At 28.0% G+C, this 21,522-nt stretch carries 17 protein-coding genes; 3 read left to right on the top strand and 14 right to left on the bottom strand.

The features are described 5' to 3' along the window. Positions 1-6 precede the first annotated feature (6 nt). The 4 genes from KXZ80_RS05415 to KXZ80_RS05400 form a co-directional block, all read right to left on the bottom strand. On the bottom strand, positions 7-1,929 hold the full coding sequence (locus KXZ80_RS05415; protein ID WP_021432438.1) for an FUSC family protein: 1,923 nt from the start codon (positions 1,927-1,929) through the stop codon (positions 7-9). Positions 1,930-2,059: 130 nt separating this feature from the next. Continuing rightward, complete coding sequence (locus KXZ80_RS05410; RefSeq protein ID WP_021432437.1) at positions 2,060-2,773, bottom strand: carbonic anhydrase; 714 nt, start codon at positions 2,771-2,773, stop codon at positions 2,060-2,062. Between the two features lie 90 nt (positions 2,774-2,863). Continuing rightward, positions 2,864-3,340, bottom strand: coding sequence for an LURP-one-related/scramblase family protein (locus KXZ80_RS05405; protein WP_021432435.1), 477 nt, complete (start codon positions 3,338-3,340; stop codon positions 2,864-2,866). A gap of 162 nt (positions 3,341-3,502) precedes the next feature. Further along, positions 3,503-4,378, bottom strand: coding sequence for a sulfite exporter TauE/SafE family protein (locus tag KXZ80_RS05400; protein WP_021432434.1), 876 nt, complete (start codon positions 4,376-4,378; stop codon positions 3,503-3,505). 506 nt (positions 4,379-4,884) lie between these two features. Here KXZ80_RS05400 and KXZ80_RS05395 point away from each other — a divergent pair. Then, a complete protein-coding gene (locus KXZ80_RS05395; RefSeq protein WP_021432433.1) occupies positions 4,885-6,048 on the top strand; it encodes an SLC13 family permease in 1,164 nt (387 codons plus the stop codon). A 161-nt stretch (positions 6,049-6,209) separates the two neighbouring features. On the opposite strand, the gene KXZ80_RS05390 is transcribed toward KXZ80_RS05395, so the two are convergent. Continuing rightward, positions 6,210-6,809 carry a hypothetical protein gene (locus KXZ80_RS05390; protein WP_021432432.1) on the bottom strand — a complete coding sequence of 200 codons (600 nt, stop codon included), beginning with the start codon at positions 6,807-6,809 and terminating at the stop codon, positions 6,210-6,212. Positions 6,810-7,130: 321 nt separating this feature from the next. Beyond that, entirely contained in the window at positions 7,131-8,192 is a 1,062-nt protein-coding gene (locus KXZ80_RS17850; protein ID WP_021432431.1) for a YHYH domain-containing protein, read from the bottom strand. Between the two features lie 273 nt (positions 8,193-8,465). Here KXZ80_RS17850 and KXZ80_RS05380 point away from each other — a divergent pair, with 273 nt between their 5' ends. Next, a complete protein-coding gene (locus tag KXZ80_RS05380) occupies positions 8,466-8,939 on the top strand; it encodes a hypothetical protein (RefSeq protein ID WP_021432430.1) in 474 nt (157 codons plus the stop codon). Positions 8,940-9,096: 157 nt separating this feature from the next. Here the strand turns inward: KXZ80_RS05380 and KXZ80_RS05375 are convergent, their stop codons facing one another. Both KXZ80_RS05375 and KXZ80_RS05370 read right to left on the bottom strand, forming a co-directional pair. Further along, entirely contained in the window at positions 9,097-9,459 is a 363-nt protein-coding gene (locus KXZ80_RS05375; protein ID WP_021432429.1) for an HIT family protein, read from the bottom strand. 47 nt (positions 9,460-9,506) lie between these two features. Then, a complete protein-coding gene (locus KXZ80_RS05370) occupies positions 9,507-12,053 on the bottom strand; it encodes a DEAD/DEAH box helicase family protein (protein ID WP_021432428.1) in 2,547 nt (848 codons plus the stop codon). Positions 12,054-12,173: 120 nt separating this feature from the next. On the opposite strand from KXZ80_RS05370, the gene KXZ80_RS05365 reads away from it, so the two are divergent. Next, positions 12,174-12,482, top strand: a complete 309-nt coding sequence (locus tag KXZ80_RS05365) for a nucleoside triphosphate pyrophosphohydrolase (protein ID WP_021432427.1) — start codon at positions 12,174-12,176, stop codon at positions 12,480-12,482. A gap of 41 nt (positions 12,483-12,523) precedes the next feature. On the opposite strand, the gene KXZ80_RS05360 is transcribed toward KXZ80_RS05365, so the two are convergent. From KXZ80_RS05360 to KXZ80_RS05335, 6 genes are all read right to left on the bottom strand, one after another. Further along, complete coding sequence (locus KXZ80_RS05360; RefSeq protein WP_021432426.1) at positions 12,524-13,024, bottom strand: hypothetical protein; 501 nt, start codon at positions 13,022-13,024, stop codon at positions 12,524-12,526. Positions 13,025-13,142: 118 nt separating this feature from the next. Next, positions 13,143-14,591 (bottom strand): YjiH family protein, encoded by a 1,449-nt coding sequence (locus KXZ80_RS05355; protein WP_021432425.1) that lies wholly within the window; start codon positions 14,589-14,591, stop codon positions 13,143-13,145. 193 nt (positions 14,592-14,784) lie between these two features. Beyond that, complete coding sequence (locus KXZ80_RS05350; RefSeq protein WP_021432424.1) at positions 14,785-16,344, bottom strand: ABC transporter permease/substrate-binding protein; 1,560 nt, start codon at positions 16,342-16,344, stop codon at positions 14,785-14,787. 1 nt (position 16,345) lies between these two features. Further along, the gene (locus KXZ80_RS05345) at positions 16,346-17,473 is read right to left on the bottom strand and encodes an ABC transporter ATP-binding protein (RefSeq protein ID WP_021432423.1); all 1,128 of its coding nucleotides are present in this window, start codon (positions 17,471-17,473) and stop codon (positions 16,346-16,348) included. Positions 17,474-18,092: 619 nt separating this feature from the next. Then, positions 18,093-19,166, bottom strand: coding sequence for a 2,3-butanediol dehydrogenase (locus KXZ80_RS05340; protein ID WP_021432422.1), 1,074 nt, complete (start codon positions 19,164-19,166; stop codon positions 18,093-18,095). 240 nt (positions 19,167-19,406) lie between these two features. Further along, positions 19,407-21,344, bottom strand: a complete 1,938-nt coding sequence (locus tag KXZ80_RS05335; protein ID WP_021432421.1) for a sigma-54-dependent Fis family transcriptional regulator — start codon at positions 21,342-21,344, stop codon at positions 19,407-19,409. Positions 21,345-21,522 lie beyond the last annotated feature (178 nt).

Below are 21,522 nucleotides of genomic sequence, written 5' to 3'. Positions count from 1 at the left end.
TTTAAATTATAATTCATTTGAAATTTGTTTAGATAGTTTCTTAGAATTTATTATATTTTCTTTTAATTCTAAAACATCAACTAAAACTAATTGACTAAACTTATCCGCTCTTTTATTAAAGCACTTAATTATATCCTCTTTAGAATTTTCTCTATGCATTAGCTTATCTACATCATAAACTAGATCCATTACACCTGTATTATTTTTACTAAATCTTCTAAAGTTATTTACTAAAAATCTAATGTCGTTCATAAACATTCGTTGATTGTATAAGAAGTCATCAATACTATTTGATAAAAGTGTTAAGTTGTTTATATCTATTTTTTTATTTATTAAGTTGTTAACAAATAGCATCTCTTTTACATCTTCATCTATTTTTAATTCTAATCTGCCTAGTTCATATAATTTTGAAAGCACTTTTTCATTTATCATTATCGATTTTTCAATGTCTTTTTTAGTTATATCACTCATTTTGTAAGGTAGTATAACTTTATTTGCGTATAATGCAATTATAGTACCTATAACAACAAATACTAGTCTATTTATAGATATCATCTCCAAACTAGTAGTCATAGCTGCTGCACCTAATGCAGATATTGTTGTACATATCATTTGGTCTCTGTATTTAGTTTGGAAATTGCTTATATACCCAACTGCAAGTATAATTAATACTCTAGCTGAATTATCTTTTATTAAGTAAAATAAAATTTCAAAAATTACCAATCCTATCACAGTACCTACAAGTCTATCCTTACCTTTTATCTTACTAGCTTCAAGATAAGGTTGAACTATAGACGATAAACTAAACACTAACCATTTTCCATATTCAAGATCGAAAATACTAACTATAAAAACACCAATACTTGTAACAATAGCTCCTCTTAATGCAAATGTAAACTTAAGAGAATCCTTACTCATGTTATTTTTTAAATCATTTACTCTATCTAGTAAATCTGTTACAAAATAATTTTCCTTAATTTTATCTATTTTTTTATCCCTAGAGTCTTTTAAATCATAACTTAATAAATCTGCTGCATCTTTAAGTTCATATATTAAATAATAATTCGGTTCTATTTTATCTGTATCTCCAGCATATTGACTTAGTTTATTTATTAATTCGTCTATGCTTAAATTTTCATTTGTAAAATTATCAATTTCTACTAATAAGTTTTTTACTTCATTTAATGTTTTAAAATAACCTTCATTATCATTTCTATCATCCTTAATTTTACCTATTGTTAAGTTAATGCTTTCTAAAAATCTACTTATAAATAAACTTTGCATAATTTCAATAGGTAAGTTTATATCTTTATCTATTCTTTTATACATATCAGATATTAAATCTCTTATTCCTATGTATGTTTTTTTGTTTAACTCATTTACAAAATCTAAATTTTTATTTTCTAATATGCAGTTTATTTCCTCACTTATGTACTCTATAGAACTATTTATTGTTTTTTTAGATTGTGTTTTAAGCTTATTTTTATTAGCTATCATCTGAATTGCCATTATTGCTAATCCACAAAATACAAGAGCTACTATTCTAGTTGGCAACTCTTTTATGTCAACAGGGCTATATAACATAAATAGATAACCTAATGTAAAAGCTACATAAGTAGGTTTTTTAGTATTATATGTAAAGTTATATAAAACAGTAAATATTAATATAAAAGTTATAATTAATGCTAAAATTGAATTATTTGTAGCTAGAAAAGCTCCTACACCTAATACAACCTCCAACCCTACAAAATACACTGTGTTTCTTAGTGGGTTTATAGTATAATCTGTTCCTAGTAATGATAAAGCAGCTGTAATTCCTGCTACTCCAACCAGTGTGTTTTCATCTCCAAAAACACTTTTAAAACCTACGATTGCTGCTACTATAACTACAAACATTATGGTAGTAGATAAGATTTTTTTCTTCTCCATAATAAAATCTCCTTTGATATTTCTCAAAATTTTTCTATAAAGTAATATACCACTACTTTTATGTTTTTAAAACACAAAGGGAGTAATTTCGTATTACTCCCTTTAAGTTTAAATTTTTCGAATTATAAAATTAGTCCAACCATTTAACTAACCCTGTTTCCATATCATAATTAGCTCCAGTTACTTTAACTCTTTTCTCATCAATATATTTTTTAATAATTTCATTTTCTTTAATTAAATTAATAGAGTTCTCAGTGTTAAACTTAACTGCATTATTATAAATTTCTTCTTTTGAGCCACCTTGTAATTTTGCTTTTTCATAACTTGGTTTAATTTCTTCAACTATAGTTTCTAGCTTTCCATTTATATATTTTTCAGATGCTCCTTTTACAGCTCCACAGTCATCATGCCCCATAACTACAATTAAAGGTACATCTAACTTACTTATACCGTATTCAATGCTTCCTAATACAGTGTCATCAACCACATTTCCAGCAACTCTAATCACAAATAGTTCTCCTATCCCTGTGTAAAATATATTTTCAGGAACCACTCTTGAATCAGAACAAGTTAAAATAACAGCATAAGGTTTTTGTCCGCCTTCATTAAGTTTTTTTCTTGTAGCTTTATCAATTTGATTTTTATTGTAGTTCGCATCTATATATATTTCATTTCCTTTTTTTAGTCTATTTAAAGGATCTTCTTTAGTATCACTATAAGTTTGAATAATATTTTGAGTATCATTACTTAAACTCTTTTTTTCTAGTTCTTCAACGAATGTTTTTACGCAAAATAATCCTACAAGTATAAAAACTGCTAACAATAACTCTTTTTTTTCTTTCATACTATATCACCTATACATATAAATATTATTTTTTCAAACTTATTGTCTCCTAAATATACATATTGATGCGAAAAAATATTCAATTTTAAATTATTTACTTCTTTGTTTATCAATTATATCATCTACTATAACTGCCAAAGTTAAAATAAATGCTTCATCTTCAAAATCAGTTTCTACATTATAGCTATCTGTAAAAGTAAAAACTTCTTTATGAATTTTAGCTATTTGCTCACTTCCTTTATATATTTCATAATTGTGATCAATTATATCTCCTGTTACATTTAAATCCCCATATTTACTTTCTATCTTTATACTATCTCTCATAAACGAAGGTTTTTTATTTACCTCAGCTACAACCTCATTACCTTCTTTAACTTGGTATTTAGCTAGAAGTGATATTACAGTCTCCTTAACAGAGTATAATGTTTTTTCATCTTTAATAAAATCAAATTGAAGACCAACTGCAAATAATTTATTATCTACAAAGAACACTTCTTCATTTTCTTCATTTTGTATCCAGAAATCTTCTTTAATTTTAAACAATTTAGATTTCATATAATATTTCATTATTTTTCCCCTTCACCTTTAATATTTATCTATATTATTTATTATATAGTTTACTTGTATTCATAATGATAATATCAATAGATTTTAAGCTTTTCTAGTTATAAATTTTAATACAATAAAAAAGAAAGTGATAATAATCACTTTCTTTTTTATTATATTAAATTACTCTGCTCTTTCAGATTTAAATGCTTTTCTTAACATTGATATAGAAGTGTAAGTTATAACTACTATAACTACCCATTTTAGTATATCAATTGGCATACTCTTAACTATAAATGCAGCTATAAATACACCTACAACTCCACCTATTGTTATAAAGAATGAAGTTTTCTTAGCGTAAGCTCCTTCTTTTATAAACTTAGTACTTGCAACTGGCATTAACATTGCGCAAGATCCCATCATTATAGGGAAAGCAACATCTGGTGACATTCCTAAGAAGTAAACCATAGCCATACATGGAGAATATAATCCAACACCTGCAGTCATTAATGCTCCTAATATAAAATTACCTATTATTCCTATAACTAGTTTTGCTCCACTTAATCCTGTAGCAGTTCCGCCTCCAGGCATTAATTCTAATTGAGCTAATAACATTAAAAGTGCAGTTATTGCTAATGCAATACCCATTATAATTTGTATCTTACGTTCATCCATCTTAGCTATAACTCCAGCTCCAAGGTATGAACCTACTACAGCTGCTCCTATTAAGCATATTAAAGTTACTGGATCTACCTTTATAACAGTTGTAAATATAAATGCTTCTAAAACAACTGGTATAGTATGACATACATTTAATGTACCAGGTATTAATCTGTCTGATATATTCATCTTTAAAGCATTAAACATTGCAACCGTTGGTGCAAAAGATCCTATTCCCAGTGTATCAAAAAAGTCTGTTACAAAACCTGTTGCTACTGCTTTACCTGCTGATACATCTTCGAAGTTGTTTTCTGATTTTGCTTTTGCTATATCCTTAAAATATGAAAATCCAAAGAAAGCTGTAAATACGCCTAGTAAAACTCTTATTACGTTAATCATAGTTGAACCCCCTAATATATACTTGTTTTTTCCCCTTAATCATCACATTCGTGAGTCGGCTCATTTTAACTTTCACCCCCTGTAAAAGCCTAATACCTTTTAAAAAAGCAAGTATTGTGCCACTTGTTCTTTTATTAACAATAAAATTTTAAATCGTTTAAATCTTTCAAATCTTTGGTATTTTATATATATTTGCATTGGAATCTATTTATTCTTAAAATTTTGTGTAATTTATTCTAAACTTGTCAAAAAGTCAATAAACAGACATGTTTTTTTAATGTATCAAATTAAATCTTTCTATTAATGGCTATTTTACTTGCTTTTTAGATTTAATTTTCATAATGTCAATTTTCAGACTATTGTCATTTTTTAGACATATCTTTCATTAAGTATATGATGTCCTAAATTATAATTTTTTATGATGTTTTTTAATTTTACTTATAGATAAAAATAAGCTTCTATTGTAAAATCTTTTAAGGTAGAAAAAACATATAGGGAGATTTTAAATGCTTAATAATAACAACCAAGAACTATCAATTCCAATAATTGATAATCATAACTCTAATAAGAATAATTTAAAAAACTTTATAAAAAAAGAAATAGTACTAATACTTTCAGTTTCTTTAGCAATTATAACTTCTTTTATATCTAGTCCAAAATTATCATATATTGATTTTAAAGTTTTAATACTACTATTTAATCTTATGGTAGTTGTTGTAGCTTTTAAGGAACTCAAAGTTTTAGATAGCATCGCTATATCGTTACTAAGAAAATGTAGTACTTATACGTCAATATCATTTGCACTTGTGTTTATAACTTTTTTAGCGTCAATGGTAGTCACAAATGATGTCGCACTTATTACCTTTGTTCCTCTTAGTATCGTAGTTGCTAAAAAGTCAGATATTAATGTGTTAAAAATAGTTATTTTACAAACACTTGCTGCAAATTTAGGAAGTAGTTTTACTCCTATGGGTAATCCTCAAAATCTATTTATATACTCTTTTTATAATTTAGATCCTAGTGACTTTTTTAAGATAACCGCTCCTTTGGTAATTTTATCTGTACTGTTTTTAAGTGTTATCATATTAAAAAGTAAAAAAATCAAGTTAGACTTGTACTTAGAAGATGTAGAAATAGAAAATAAAGGATATGTAATTTTATTTTCTATATTATTTGCTATTATACTTTTATCTGTTTTTCACATAGTAGACTATAGACTAGCATTTATTATAACTTTATTAACTGTACTTATCTTAAATAAAAGATTACTAAAACAAATTGATTATTCATTACTTCTTACATTTATAGGATTTTTCATATTTATAGGGAATATTTCTACAATGGATTATATTAGAAGTTTTATGATGAGTCTTTTAAATAGTCCTCAGTCTACTTTTATAACTTCAATACTATCTAGTCAGGTTATAAGTAATGTTCCAGCTACTATGCTTTTATCTGGATTTACAAATAACTTTAAAGAACTATTACTTGGTGTGAATATTGGAGGTATGGGTACTCTTATAGCCTCTTTAGCTAGTGTTATTTCGTATAAGATTTATACTAATGAGTTTAAAGATGATAGCTCTACTTATTTAAAATGTTTTACATTTTATAATGTATTAGGACTTATAGTTGCAATTCCAATAGTTTATTTAATATTATTTATTTAGACGTAAAAATGGTGTATACCAAAGTTTCGGATAAATATATAAGTTTTTCTTACAAAGCTTATATATTTATCCTTTTCTAATTTTGGTATACACCTTTTTTTAATTTATATTATTAATTTCCGCTTATAAATCCCCATTTATAATTTTTGTATTGCTTTTAACTATTTTTTTATAACATATTCATCATCTGGAACAAATTTAACAGTTACATTTTTTAAATCTATAGTTGCTCCATCTCTTAATGATACATTTTGTTGCTCCCTTTGATAGAAGTCTGAACTTCCGTTAACTCCCATGATTAAGTTTACCTTAAAATCTGAAGATTGAACATTTCCTCCACCTTTAACTGCAGTTAAATCGTATACACCTTCTGGTATATCTTTCCCTACTAAATATGTACCATTCCCCAATGTTACACTTCTAGCATCTAACTCAGCTTGTTTCTTTTCCTTTGCTAATCTTTCTTGCTCTGCTTTAAGTTCCGCTTCTTTTTTTTCAGATTCAATTTTCATAGCTTCTTTTTCAGCATTATCCATCTTGAAAAATGGCTCTGCTTCTTTAACTTTGCCCTGTAACTCAGTTATAGTTTTTTTAGAATTATCTAATTCACTTTTAGTTGTTTCATAGTTAGACTTTACTTTGTTGTATTCATCTTCACTTATACCTTTTGGTGCTACTCCTATCCCTAATATAAAGCACACCACTCCAACTATAACTAATGCTTTGTTGTTTCTTAAAAACTCTTTAATTCTGTCTTTCATTTATGTCTCCTTTTACATATAAATATTAATAATTGCATATTAGTGCTCAAATAATATATCATATTATTTATAAAAAAATTGCCTTTTCTTGTCGAAAAAATAATTATTTTTTATAGTAATTGGATTTTCTAATAAAATTAACCCCTATGTCGTGTTTTCCTACATAGAGGTTATTATGTATAAGCAGTTTAGTGCTTCGGATAAAATATAAGTTTTTCTCCCAAATCTGTAAATATGCTTTTAATGTCTATAAAACTTACATATTTATCATTTTCTAACTTTAGCATACACATACTTTAAATTTATAATTTCAAATGTTTATTAACTGCTTTTCTTCTTTTTAATCTTGTTAAATGCTACAACTCCAGCAACCCCTACAACAGCTGTTCCTCCAAGTCCCATAGCTAAATCTTTTTTGCTTTCTTTTTCCCCTTCATTGTACTGCTTTTCTATCTCTGATTTTATTGGATTAAATTTCTCATCAAACTTTAATGCTTCACCTTCATAACCTTGGTTAAAACTATCCTCTAGAACCTTAGACCTCTCGTCTGCCCCTGAATTAAATCCTTCATCATAACTAGCTTTATATTTTGAATCTATTTTATTATTATACTTATTTATAATTCCGTTTTTATAACCAATAGCTTTATGTTCTTCATTTTTTATATTTGTATATGTATCTTCATATGACTCTTTATATGCATCTATAAACTCAGAATCCAACCCTGATTCAAAGTTTCTATATTTTATATTATTCTCACAATCATTTTTTCCAAGTGCTTTATACTCAGCTATCTTTTCATCTTTATATTCTTTGTTTCCCTTATCAAAGTTTTCTTTATATGATTTTAAAACTGTTTCTTGCACATATATGTTATCGTAATTATTTGATTTACCATCATTATAACCCTTTTCTCTTGCTTCACTTTCCTCTTTTTCTAACTTTTCTTTACCCTTATAAAAAGCTTCTCTATATGCCTCTTGATAATCTGATTCGTAACTACCTGAATATGAGTACTCCCTACTATCTCTCATATTATATCCATCACTATAACCTTCATTTGAGCCTTTTTCAATTATACTTTGTCTTGATGGTCCACTTGGTACTTGAACTTTAGAACTGCTATTACTTTGAGAGTTTGAGCTACTTCCTCCTTGAGATGGTGAAGAACTTTCACTTGATCCTCCTGTATAAGGACATCCATTTGTGTGTAAATGTGCTGGGTATCCTCCACAATGATAGTGATATGATCCTAACCCAGACTTATTTTTATTATCCCTATGTCCTCCAGATGAATCAGTTCTTCCTGAATGCGCATCTGCTACAAATGGTTGAGCTATAATCATAAGTGCTGATGCTAATACTATAAACCTTTTTTTCATATTTATGCAAAACCTCCATATTTTTTGTCCTCAACCATTTTAACATCATTTGAATAAATTTTAAAAGAACTTTCAAAATACATTTTATTCCATTTTTCGACATTGTGTAATTTTCTAATATTTAACTAATATAATTCTTAATATTAGTTAAATACTCATATGAAAACTGCATAATTAATTTTTAATTTTTCAATTTATATCTTTGTTGACATATATTTTCTTGGTTGTTAATATAAAAAGACATTGTATAAAATTTATTAAAGGGGAGTTTTCATGAAATTAATTAAAGTACTAAGTTTAATTGGAGCATTACTTTTACTTAGTGTAGGATGTTCTAATGCAAAGTCAAACTCATCAGAGTCTGAAACTAAAACTACTTCTATAAACAAAGAGATTCAAATTTTAGAAGTTAATGCTAACTTAAAAGATCAGTCTAAGAAAGGGGCAAATAGTATATCATTTCTTCAAGAAGAAGCTCAAGGTGGTTTTGATTCAGGATCTAAAAAGACATTTAATATTGATTTTAAAAAAGGTCAATATTTAAAAATAAATACCCAAACAGAATACCCTATCACAATAATGTTAAAGGATAATTCTACTGGAGAATATATATATAACAAAACTCAAATTCCTAAAAACAATTCTATTTTATTAAATGGTGTTGATAAAAATGGTAATTATGAGTTAATGTTGGATTTTAATGAAATTGAAGTTTTTAATTTTCAAGTTTATATAGTTAATAACTAAAATTTTAAAATTATAACCCCTATGTCGCGTTTTACGATATAGGGGTATTATACATAATCAGTTTAATGCCTCGGATAAAATATAAGTTTTTCTCCCAAAGCTATAAAGATGCTTTTAAGGTCGATAAAACTTATATATTTATCCTTCGCTACTTTTATTAATACTTCATTTTAGTAGGTATAACCCCTCTTACTCCACCTTTTGGACAATCAGTATCTCCAAAATATCTTGGAATTAGGTGTACATGAACATGCATTACAGTCTGTCCTGAAACTTCTCCACAGTTAACTCCTACATTATATCCATCTGGTGAATACTTTTCATCTAATAACTTCTTTCCTTCATATATAAGTTTAAAAATAGATTCTCTTTCCTTGTTAGTTATATCAAAGAAGTCTTTCACATGTCTTTTAGGAATGAATAACATATGACCTTTATTTACTGGAAACTTGTCAAATATAGCATAAGCCAAATCATTTTCTAAAACATAATCTTTCATATCACAAAATATACAACTCATACTTTGCTCCTTTCTACTTTCATCAAAGCTCAAACTCTATATAATTTTTACTTCTCAAATTTATCTTTGTAAAACTTTTTCAATCTATAATCTATACAGTCTTTAAACTCCTTAATAAAGATATCATTATCTAAAAACTCTAACATACGATTATCTAAACAAAACATATCTTCTTCCATATAAAAATATTCACTACTAGTTTTTAAAAAGGCATCTATAGGATTTTTCTTTGCATTATTTATAAACTTATCAGTGTATATAGCTTTTTCATCTTTTATATCTTTATCTTTCATAATAAAATATTTATTAGTTCCTGATTTATAAAAACTAATAAAAGATTCATTTAAATCACTATCACTAACTTTAGCTTTAACATTTCCATTATTATAGAAAGCTGATAATATAGGTATTTTATAAAACTTTTGCATCCCTGTAGTTGCTACCATATTTAAAAACTCGCCTGCAAATGAGTCTTTTAAAACTTGTTCAGCATCAGTTATTTCACCTATCTCTTGTAAATACCCTAAGTAGTCTTTAAATATATCATTCTTCCCTTTTATATTTATGTATATCTCATCTTCAGCATAAGTAAATATATCTAACCTAGATGGTCTATGTCCTACATATGACTTAATTCTAAAATACTCTTCAGTTATCTTGTCTTTTACCTTTTGATTTTCTTTTCTCATTCTTTCAAAAATATCCACAAGCCTAAAATCAAAATCTATAAAACAATCTTCAGGGAAATCTTCCTCCGAAGGCATATTTCTATTTGATGATGCATTTGCTTTATTTTCACCGATTAGAAGATATGGTACTAAATTAGACTTTTTATAGTTACCTATAAAATCTAATACATTTAAATACTTTTTATTTTTATCTTTTCTAAGTCCTCTTCCTAATTGTTGTAAAAATATAGTTGGTGACTCTGTAGGTCTTAAAAACATAACCATGTCTATACTTTTAACATCTAACCCTTCATTAAACATATCAACTGAAAATATAACTTTTAATTCTTCATCTCTTAGCTTATTTAAAGCTATATTTCTATCCTCGTTATATTCTCCTTCCCTTCCACTATATACTGCACATGAAGGTATCCCTTGTTCATTGAAATATTTAGCCATAAACTCTGCATGAGATTTACTTGTACAGAACCCTAACGCCCTAGATGATTTATATTTTTTATAATGATTAAATATTAAATCAGCTCTTTTATTTATGCTCAAAGCTTCTTGTAATTCCTTTATGCTGTATTTTCCATTCTTATACTCTACTTCATCATAATTTACACTTTCATCATATATTCCATAATATCTAAAAGGAACTAGCCAACCTTTATCAATTGCAGTTTTTAAAGTAGCTTCATAAACTGTGTTGTAGTCGCATACACTAAAAACATCTTTATTATCTAACCTCTCTGGAGTCGCCGTAAGCCCTAACATAAACTTAGGTTCAAAATAATTAATTATATTTTGATAGTTATTTGATACTGCATGATGAAACTCATCCACAACTATATAATCAAAATAGCCCCTTTCAAAATAATCTTCATTTAAATACGTTTCTTTACCTAAACTTTGTACAGATGCGAAAATAATATCTTTATTAGTATCTCTTTGAGAATTCATAAAAAAGCCCATATTAAACTCTTCTTCACATCTTTTATAATCTTCAATCTCTATATTTTCAGATACCTTTAACGGTGTTTCTTTTTTGTTTTGTAGATAATCATAACTTTCTATATTGTTATCAACTACCACTATATTTTTATCTATTCGCTTATCTATTCTTATAGTTTTGAATGTTTCATAAGCTTGCTTTAATATTTCTTCTCTATGTGCGATAAATAATACTCTATTAAACTCTCTACTATCAAAAGCCGCTAAATATGTCTTTCCTATGCCTGTAGCTGCTACTACTAACCCCTTATCATTTCCAGCTTCTCTAGTTTTTCTAAGCTCATATAAAGCTTCTATCTGCGCCCCTCTTGGCTCAAATATACTCACTACATTATTTTCTTCTTTTACATCTTTTTTAAACTCATCTACACCTATATTAGAATATATCTTAGGTCTTTTCCATGTTTTTGAGTAAGTCTCTAACTCTTGGTCATTTACTATAATTGATTCATTGTAAAATAAATCTTCAAACATATCTTTAAAATATTTATAATCATCTATATTTTTATGTTTATCTATACGATAATTCCATTCTATACCTTCAGTTAATGCTGATTTTGATAAATTTGAAGACCCTATAAATATTTCTCCTCCATCTTCATATTCAAATATATAAGCTTTTGGGTGGAAGCTCCTTTTTGTATCATTATAAAATCTTAAATCTACATTATCACCTAGTATATCTTTTATAAGGTATAGTGCAGATGGTTGAGTTATATTTAAATAATTTCCTGTTAAAATTCTTATTGGTATATTTTTATTTGATATTTCTTCTAAGTCTTTTCTTAATAGCTTAACTCCACTTTCCATAAGAAAAGATACTATAATATCTATACTTTTAGCTTTATAAAAGCTTTGTTTTATATGTTTATATAAATGGTCATTATTTCCTGTTATACAATTTAAGTTCATATACTCCCCTTTCATAAATATATATTATTATATATTTTTACTTTTATATTTTATCATGTTTTGACAAAGGTTATATGAACTTCTATAATTTAAATTGTAATTTTAAATTTGGAGGTAATTATGAAAGTTTACAATAAATTAGTTAGAGATAGAATACCTGAAATTATTGAATCTAGTGGGAATAAGTGTGAAATTGAAGTTGTTAGTGACGAGGTTGCCCTAGAGTATCTTTATAAGAAACTTAACGAGGAAGTTAACGAACTTTTAGAGGATAAAAATCTTGATGAGATAGCTGACGTTATGGAGGTTTTATTTGCTATTGGATCTAAGTATGGCTATAGTGAAGAGGATATTTTAGATAGAAGGAATGAGAAAAAAGATGCTAGAGGTGGCTTTGAGAATAATTTAATTCTAAGCAAAACTTACTAGTAAAAATTTTAAACTTTATACTAGTAAGTTTTTATAATTATCTAAAATAAATATTCATTAGCTTCGCTTTCATCTATATTTCTAATTTCTTCAACTAGGACTCCACTGGTTCCCTGTGCAATAGGTGGAGCCCCGTATATTTTAATATGTGAATTTATTAAGTTTCTCTCAATATCTTTTCTATGTTCTTTACTTACATCTCCAATATCAAATATATCAATTGCTATTTTAGCTCCATTCCAATAATACTTATGTACAGTATAATTTACATTTCTAGACCTCCCTTCATTTGATTTTCCGAGTATATGTTGGCTAAATCTTAACCCGGTTGGGTTAGCCTTCTTACAAGCTTCTCCTATATATAAGACTTTACCAATTTTATTAGGATAAGGTATATGAGTTTCTATTAAGCTATATACATATATAACATTCACGCCTTTTCCAATATAGTTAGGACTTTTTTTATCTTTCAATGTTAATAGTAATTTTCTATCATTTTTTGTATTTAATTTTTTCTCATAATGAAATTTTTTCTTTATCATTTTGACATCCTCCCTCTTTTTAAGTTTGCATATCTTAAATTATAAATAAATAATAAATGAGAGTATACATGTATACTCTCATTTATTATTTATTTAAAGTTTATATCTTAATAATATATTAAAAAAGTATCTTAACAAAAACCGCAGCAAATGGTATAGCAATAATAGTTCTTTCTATAAACAATATAATCAACTGCTTTAAATTAACTGGTATTCCAGTAGACTTCATAACAACAATAGACTCAGCAAAAAATATAACCTGAACAGTAGAAACCATAACAACAAAAGCTCTAGCTGCTTCACTTATAACATTAGCTTGATCTGCAATTATTAACGTAGGAATAAACATTTCTGTTATACCTACAGGCATACAAGCTGAAATAGCATTAGCATCAGGAACTTGACAAATTTTCAAAATAGGTAAAAATAAATATCCAAGCCATTCAAAAACAGGTGTATGTTTAGCTATAATCATACTTAAAATTCCTATAGCACAAAGTAACGAAACAACCTTAGGTAAAACCTTAAATCCATCTACCAAGCTATCCTTAATACTCTTAAACAAACTCTCTGAATAATAAGCTCTTTTAGTAGCTCTATCAACACCTTTTTTAATCATGCCTTTACCATACTTGGGCTCATTTTTTATATCTTCAATACTTTGTTTTCTTCCATTTATATAAACACTTTCCATTTTATTAATAGGCGGTATCCTAACCACGAAAAACGCTACAATAAAAGCTAATAAAAATGAAGTAAAATACACAGGTAAAAAATATTGTTCAATAGATGCTGTTTTCATTACGACGAAAGCATATCCCACACTAACAGCACTAAAAGATGTAGCTATTATAGTTGCTTCTTTTTTTGTATAAGTTGTATTTTTAAACAACCTACTAGTTATTATTATAGACATGGATGTTGAACCTACAAATGAAGCTGTTGCATCAACTGCACTCTTTCCAGGAACTTTAAATAAAGGTCTCATCAAAGGCTCTAGCAATACTCCAAAGAAATCTATACTTCCGTAGTTAAGTAAAAATGGAACAAAGAAAGCTCCTACAGGTATAATCCAAGCAACTCCTATTACAATGTCTGGAATAACAACTCCACCTATATCATTTCCTACTATTATTTGTGGTAAATTCATATTAGGTATTGTAATTTTCAAACAGTACATAAGCATAAATATAGCTGCCATCAAATATAAAATAGGATGTATTTTTGAATCACTTTTATAATATTCATATAATTTATTGCCAGGCCTAGCTATATACTTTCCATATACGCTACAGATGGCATTTCCTGTAATTAAAATTGCTACATACCAAAATCCTGGTACTCCTAAAAAATCAACTATAGCATTATAAATAATTCCAAATAATATATTGTGTTTTCCATTTTGTTCTATAGGTATAAAAAATATCATTATAGCAATAACTGAAAATATAAGAAACTTAACGGTTCCAATTTTTCTTTCATCTTTGGTAAGCTTAAGCGAGTCTATAAAACCCGAATCATTTAAATTATCAGGAGTAATACTTGCCCTTTGTAAATTTTTACTCATAACGAACCTCCTTTAATCTTATTGCTAATATGTATATGGAATATATCTCGTCCTAGTGAATTTTCTGATAATTATTGTTTTTGCTCCTATTTCAAACTAAACAAAGAGGGAGTAATAGTGTATTTTAGCTACATTTGAAGCATCTTTTCAGCTTGTGTAGCAAAATACAATATTACTCCCTCTTAACTTAACTCTACTCTTTAATTAACTTTTGCTCTATTAAAAACTCTTTTGCTACAGTATCTGGGTCCATATGTAGCTCATCTACCTTATAATTAAGTTCCATCATAATTTCCTCTGTTAAAACCGCTCCTAAATCATTTAAAACAGGTTCAATTTCAGGATACTTCTCTAAAACGTCACTTTTAACTATAGGAGTTACATAATATGGAGGGAAAAATTGCTTATCATCCTTAAGTAGTTTCAAATCAAATTTTTTGATTAAACCATCTGTAGTAAACGCATCTATTACATCTACATCTCCATTTTTTAAAGCAACATACCTAGGCGAACTATCTAATGCAACTTCATCTTTTAAATCAAAGTTGTACGCCTTTTTTAATCCTAAAAGCCCATCAGCTCTATTTAAAAATTCAAATGTAGTTCCTGACTTAAAGTCCTTTGAAACCTTAGCAAAATCACTTATTGTTTCTAAGTTATATTTTTTTGCTGTTTCTTTAGTTACAGCTAGTGTATAAGTATTATTAAATTTCATTGGACTTAATACTTGTAAATCATTTTTTTCTTTCAATTCACTTTTAACAGTGTTATACACCTTATCCATGTCATTTTCAGGAGGATATTTAAGTAAATCAGAATATGCAGTTCCCATATACTCTAAATACATATCAATCTCACCTGTGTTTAAAGCTGAAAAGATAACTTGTGTACCTCCAAGATCAGTTTTCTTTTTAACTGATATGTCAGTATTTTCTTCTATCATATATGCTGCTAAGTTTGTTAAAATTGATTGTTCTGTAAAGTCTTTTCCACCAATTGTTATAGACTTATCTTTTTTTACACCACCTGTTAGTGATGACGCAATTAAAGCTATTATTACAACAGCAGCACTTATTCCTATAATAGTTTTTGTGTGCTTTTTACTTTTATTATTTGTATTTTTTTGCATATTTTTAGGTGTAACTAATTTCTCGATAGTTGCAACAATAAAATCTACAGCTAAAGCAAGTAAACATGCTGGAATTGCACCTGCTAATATTTGACTATTATTAACAGTTCTTATTCCTGAAAATACAAGGTATCCTAATCCTCCAGCTCCAATAAATGCAGCCATCGTCATAAGTCCTACCGCCGTTACAGCTGATATCCTAACCCCTGCCATAATAACAGGTAATGCTAGCGGAATTTGAACTTTCACTAGTATTTGAAATTTTGTTAATCCAATTCCTTTGGCTGCTTCTAAAGTATTTGGATTTATACTTTCTAACCCTGTATATGTGTTTTTAATTATAGGCAATAAAGAGTACATTATAACCGTTACTATTGCCGGTATTTTACCTATTCCTAAAAAAGGAATTAAAAATCCAAGTAATGCCATACTAGGAATTGCCTGAACTACATTTGCTACACTTAAAATTGGCTTACTCAATTTCTTTTTATAACTTATTAAAATCCCCAATGGCATTGCAATTAAAATAGCAATACATACAGATATTACAGTTAAGTTTATATGTTCAATTAATAATGTTATTATTTGTTCTTTATTTTGAATAAAGTAGTTTAATAAATTCATTCTATTCCTCCTCTACTTCTAAATACTGCTGACTCAATGTAGTAACTAAACTACTTTTTGTAACTAATCCCTCAACAATTTTATTTTCATTGATAACTGGAATAGCTGAAATTTTATGTTTGTTTGTGATATTTAATGCATCTAAAATAGTATCATTTGGTGTAAGTGTTGGAGTTTCATTCTTTACAATATCTCCAATTCTTTGAGACTTATTTTCTATATTTCTTATAAATTTAGCTTTTACAACTCCTATAAACTCTTTAGTTGTAGCATCATTAACTATAAGACTATCGACTTTATTTCTTCTCATTTTCTCAATACACTTTAAGATTGGTAGTTCTGAACCACACATAATTGGATTTTCAATCATGATATCTGAAATTTTTATAAATTCAGGAGATGACCATATACGATTTTTACCTATGAAGTTTGATACAAAATTATTTATTGGATTTTTTAAAATATTTTCAGGCGTGTCATACTGTACTACTTTTCCGTCTTTCATTATGCATATCATATCTGCAATTCTTATTGCTTCATCCATGTCATGCGTAACAAATATAATAGTTTTTTTGAATTTTGACTGTAATTCTACAAGCTCATCTTGTAAATCTACTCTTGTAATTGGATCTAATGCTGAGAAAGGCTCATCCATTAATATTATCTCTGGATCTGTCGCAAATGCTCTTGCTACACCTACCCTTTGTTGCTGTCCTCCACTTAGTTCAGAAGGATATCTATCTAGGTATTTTTCAGCATCAAGTCCTACCATGTTCATTAATCTATACGTGCTCTCTTCAATCTTTGCATTATCTACTTTTTCAATTTTAGATATGATTTCAATATTTTCTCTGACAGTCATATGAGGAAACAATCCCGTTTGCTGAATAACATATCCTATATTTCTTCTAAGTTTAATAGGGTCTATCTTTGAAATATCTTTTTCATCTATATAAATTTTTCCGCTACTTGGTTTTATTAATCTATTAATCATTTTTAGTAATGTTGTTTTTCCACATCCACTTTCTCCAATGATAGCAACAAGATTCCCTTTTTCTATTTCGAAAGAAACGTCTGATAAAACATAATTACCATTAAACTTTTTTACTATATTCTCAAATTTGAGCATACTACCCCTCCCATCTTTTCAACATACAACTTATTTTTAATATAAAGTTGTTTCTTGTCGTAATATAATAGTAACACTTAAATTAGTCTCTTGTCAAATTCCATTAAACAAAGCAATAGAGATAAATAGCATATTTTAGCCATATTTAAAGCTTTTCACTCTTATATAGCAAAACATAATTTCTTTTCAGTTTCCTTGCTCTTACGTAAAGAAGGAGCCTTATATGTTGCAGGCACGTTTCAAGCTTTTTTCTGCTTGTGTGCCAAAGCTTCCTTGCCCTTACTCATAAAGAAGGAGCCTTGTATGTTGCAGCTCCATTTCAAGCATCTTTTCAGCTTGTGTGCCAAAACTTTTTTGCTCTTACTCATACACAAGGAGCCTTATATGTTGCAGCCACATTTCAATCATTTTCCCAGCTTGTGTGCCAAAACTTCCTTGCTCTTATACAATAAGAAGGAGCCTTATATACTGTAGCCACATTTCAAGCATCTTTTCAGCTTGTGTGGCAAAGCTTCCTTGCTCTTACTCATAAAGAAGGAGTCTTATATGCTACTGCCACATTTCAAGCATCTTTTCAGCTTGTGTGGTAAAGCATATAAGACTCCTTCTCCCCTCAACTTTATAGCAACTCTTTATCCGGAGTAACTAAAATCTTAACATGTTTTTTCTTTTCAGGTCCAGTTAACGTACCAAACCCTTCTTCAACAATATCATCTAAATGAATCTTCTTAGTTATATAACCTTCAGCTTTAATTCTTCCATCATTCATTTGAGCCATAGTTGCAGGAAACTCATGTCTATAAGCTAGCGTTCCTACAATTTTCTTTTCAGTAAACACCAAATCATTAGGATTAAAGTTTATAGGATTTTCCCAAATACTAGTTATAACCATAGTACCTTCAAACTTTAAACTCTTAATGCCTATATCAAACCCTATTTGTGCTCCAGTAGTTTCAAATACAGCATCTACACCCAATCCATCAGTAAGCTTTTTCACTTCTTCTGCTATATCAACTTCATTAGGATCTAAAACAAAATCCGCTCCTGCTCTTTTAGCATACTCTTGTCTAATAGACTTTCTTTGAAGAACAACTACTAACTTAGCTCCTGCTGCTTTTAAACATTCTATTGTTGCTAATCCTATTGGCCCGGATCCTAATACTAATGCACTATCCCCTATTTTAAAATTAGATATTCTAATTGAATGTAGTGCAACAGCCATAGGTTCAACTAATGCTGCTTGTTCATAATCCATTCCATCTGGTATTTTATGAATAAATTCTTCTGGAAAAACTGTATACTCAGCAAGTCCCCCTCCACTTCCACAAAGTCCATGGAACCCTAAAGATGAACATAAATTATACTTACCTTCTAAACAAGCTTCACATTTACCACATGCTACAATAGGCTCAACTATAACTCTATCTCCAACTTTAAATTTACTTACATCTTCACCTATTTCTATAACTTCCCCTGAAAACTCATGTCCTAAAACTACAGGTGCAACTCCTTTACTTACAGGATGAGGTTGCCCTACTGGAATAAATATAGGTCCCCCTAAGTATTCATGTAAGTCTGACCCACATATTCCACACCATTTAACTTTAATTTTCACATTATTTTTTGTAGCTTTTGGCTCTTCAATATCCTCTACCCTAACATCTCTTTTTCCATACCATAGTGCTGCTTTCATTCCCAAATCCTCCCTAAGTTTCATTATATAAAATGTTAATTTATTCACATTTTATATAGCAACACCTATGCCAAAATATGAGTTATGTATTTTATTTATTATAACCCTTTTGAAACCTAGTATTTTCAAAGCATTATGTTATTTTTTTATATTTGTATATACTTCATAGCTTATAAATTTATTTAAAATAAAAATAGCAAGTGTATCATTTCAATACATTTGCTATCCCATTTTGATACACTATATATTTTCTGTTTCATTTTGATACATTATATTATATTTATTAATTTTTCTATATAATGTGGATCTTCCTATATTTAATAATTTAGATACCATAACCATGTTTCCATTGCACTTTTTCATAGCTTCTTGTATGGCTTTTTTCTCTAAACAATCTAAAGGTATGATTTCTTTTTCTTTGTTTTCTTCATCCTTAAACATATTTATATTATCTAATCTACTTATGCTTATTAAGTTTTTTTCACTTAGATAATAATCTCTTTCTATTATATTTCTAAGCTCTCTTATATTTCCTGGCCAATTATATTTTTTTAATTCCTGTATATATGAATAACTAACCTCTACATTATTACTTTTGTTCTTATGATTTAATTTTTCTACAAAGTAATTAACTAGCACATCTATATCATCTATTCTTTCTCTTAAAGGAATAGTGTTTATATTCATTACACTTAACCTATAATATAAATCTTCTCTAAAGTTCTTTATAGCTATTTCATTTTTTAGTATCCTATTTGTTGCTCCAATAATTCTTACATCAAGTTGCTTTTCATATGTCCCACCAACTCTAATAACTTTTCCATTATCTAAAACTCTAAGTAATTTACTTTGTGTATCTAGTGGTAATTCCCCTATTTCATCTAAAAATATAGTCCCTCCATCAGCTAATTCAAACTTTCCTGGATGACCTTCCTTTGATGCTCCAGTAAATGCTCCTTTTTCGTATCCAAATAGTTCACTTTCAACTAATTCTCTAGGTATAGATGCACAGTTTATAGCAACAAAAGGTCCATTTTTTCTTTCACTAAAATTATGTATTGATTGAGCAACTAATTCTTTTCCTGTTCCACTTTCCCCTTCTATCAATATGTTGCAATCTGTCTTTGATATCTTCTTTGCAAAAGAAATCATAGCTTTCATTTTTTCATTTTCAGTTATTATATCTTCAAACTTATATTGAGCTTTATATCCTACTACTTTGTTTACTAATTTATGAACTTTTTTTGCTTCATTAAAAGTTATTACAAAACCAGTGTTGTTGCCATGTGTATTTAATGTAGTTATATTTACTACACACTTTATTCTATTAGAATTAATATAAAAATCGCATTCTACATTAGTTACTCTTTTATCTTCATTTAAAATCTCATAAAAATCTATATCTTTTAATATATTTTCAACATTTACCTTTATTAAATTATCTAATGATATATTTAATATTTTTAAAGCTCTTCCATTTATTTTCTTTATACTTAAATCTTGATTAACAACAATCATACCTTGTGATATAGAGTCAAAAGTAATGTTTAGTAATTTATATGAAAGAGTTAAAGCTAATTGATTTTGAATTGACTTAGCTGCAGCTGTTACAATTCCTAGCGTATGTGAATGTGCATCATAATAATTTCCAGACATATTTATACACCCTATTAAGTTATTGTCTTCATCATAAATTGGAGATGCAGAACAAGTCCAAGAATGTTGATTTTTACCATAATGCTCTGCTCCTATTGTTTGTATAGGTTTATTAAGATATATAGCTGTTCCTATTGCATTTGTCCCAACTATACTCTCAGTCCATAGCTCTCCCTTTAAAAAGTTCAGCTCGTTAGCCCTATCCATTATATCCTTATCCCCAATAACTTCGATAATATATCCATCCTTATCAGCTAACATAATTGCAAATCCTGAACCTGAAACCATACTATATATACCTTCCATAATAGGTTTTGATACAGAAATAAGCTCACTATTTTTTTCTATTAAATATTTAATATTATCATGCTTTACACTTCCACAACCATTATTGTAATCAACTCCATAAGACTTACATCTTATCCAAGAATCTCTTATATCTTTTCTAATGCTTAAATCAACTTCCCCTGTATTAATAAATTTCTTCCACGCATTTTCAATAAAATTTATATAATCTCCCATATGCATAACTCCAATACCTGTATATTTACTAATCTATATCTATTTTATTTCAAATACCAGCCTTATACAATCACATTTCAATCATCTTTCTAGCTTGTGTGGCAAAATGTAATATACCTCTATGCCCCACACGCAAAGAAGGAGCAATTATATGTTGCAGCTACATTTCAAGCTTTTC

The organism is Paraclostridium bifermentans (assembly GCF_019916025.1).
GTDB lineage: Bacteria > Bacillota > Clostridia > Peptostreptococcales > Peptostreptococcaceae > Paraclostridium > Paraclostridium bifermentans.
This window is presented reverse-complemented; position numbering and strand designations above follow the sequence as displayed.

Bases quoted from the DNA above. Each gene is read 5' to 3' on its own strand.
- KXZ80_RS05370 (WP_021432428.1), bottom strand. From the start codon at position 12,053: ATGAACTTAAATTGTATAACAGGAAATAATGACCATTTATATAAACAT.
- KXZ80_RS05335 (WP_021432421.1), bottom strand. From the start codon at position 21,344: ATGGGAGATTATATAAATTTTATTGAAAATGCGTGGAAGAAATTTATT.
- KXZ80_RS05365 (WP_021432427.1), top strand. From the start codon at position 12,174: ATGAAAGTTTACAATAAATTAGTTAGAGATAGAATACCTGAAATTATT.
- KXZ80_RS05355 (WP_021432425.1), bottom strand. From the start codon at position 14,591: ATGAGTAAAAATTTACAAAGGGCAAGTATTACTCCTGATAATTTAAAT.
- KXZ80_RS05405 (WP_021432435.1), bottom strand. From the start codon at position 3,340: ATGAAATATTATATGAAATCTAAATTGTTTAAAATTAAAGAAGATTTC.
- KXZ80_RS05380 (WP_021432430.1), top strand. From the start codon at position 8,466: ATGAAATTAATTAAAGTACTAAGTTTAATTGGAGCATTACTTTTACTT.
- KXZ80_RS05415 (WP_021432438.1), bottom strand. From the start codon at position 1,929: ATGGAGAAGAAAAAAATCTTATCTACTACCATAATGTTTGTAGTTATA.
- KXZ80_RS05410 (WP_021432437.1), bottom strand. From the start codon at position 2,773: ATGAAAGAAAAAAAAGAGTTATTGTTAGCAGTTTTTATACTTGTAGGA.
- KXZ80_RS17850 (WP_021432431.1), bottom strand. From the start codon at position 8,192: ATGAAAAAAAGGTTTATAGTATTAGCATCAGCACTTATGATTATAGCT.
- KXZ80_RS05340 (WP_021432422.1), bottom strand. From the start codon at position 19,166: ATGAAAGCAGCACTATGGTATGGAAAAAGAGATGTTAGGGTAGAGGAT.
- KXZ80_RS05345 (WP_021432423.1), bottom strand. From the start codon at position 17,473: ATGCTCAAATTTGAGAATATAGTAAAAAAGTTTAATGGTAATTATGTT.
- KXZ80_RS05390 (WP_021432432.1), bottom strand. From the start codon at position 6,809: ATGAAAGACAGAATTAAAGAGTTTTTAAGAAACAACAAAGCATTAGTT.
- KXZ80_RS05375 (WP_021432429.1), bottom strand. From the start codon at position 9,459: ATGAGTTGTATATTTTGTGATATGAAAGATTATGTTTTAGAAAATGAT.
- KXZ80_RS05395 (WP_021432433.1), top strand. From the start codon at position 4,885: ATGCTTAATAATAACAACCAAGAACTATCAATTCCAATAATTGATAAT.
- KXZ80_RS05350 (WP_021432424.1), bottom strand. From the start codon at position 16,344: ATGAATTTATTAAACTACTTTATTCAAAATAAAGAACAAATAATAACA.
- KXZ80_RS05360 (WP_021432426.1), bottom strand. From the start codon at position 13,024: ATGATAAAGAAAAAATTTCATTATGAGAAAAAATTAAATACAAAAAAT.
- KXZ80_RS05400 (WP_021432434.1), bottom strand. From the start codon at position 4,378: ATGATTAACGTAATAAGAGTTTTACTAGGCGTATTTACAGCTTTCTTT.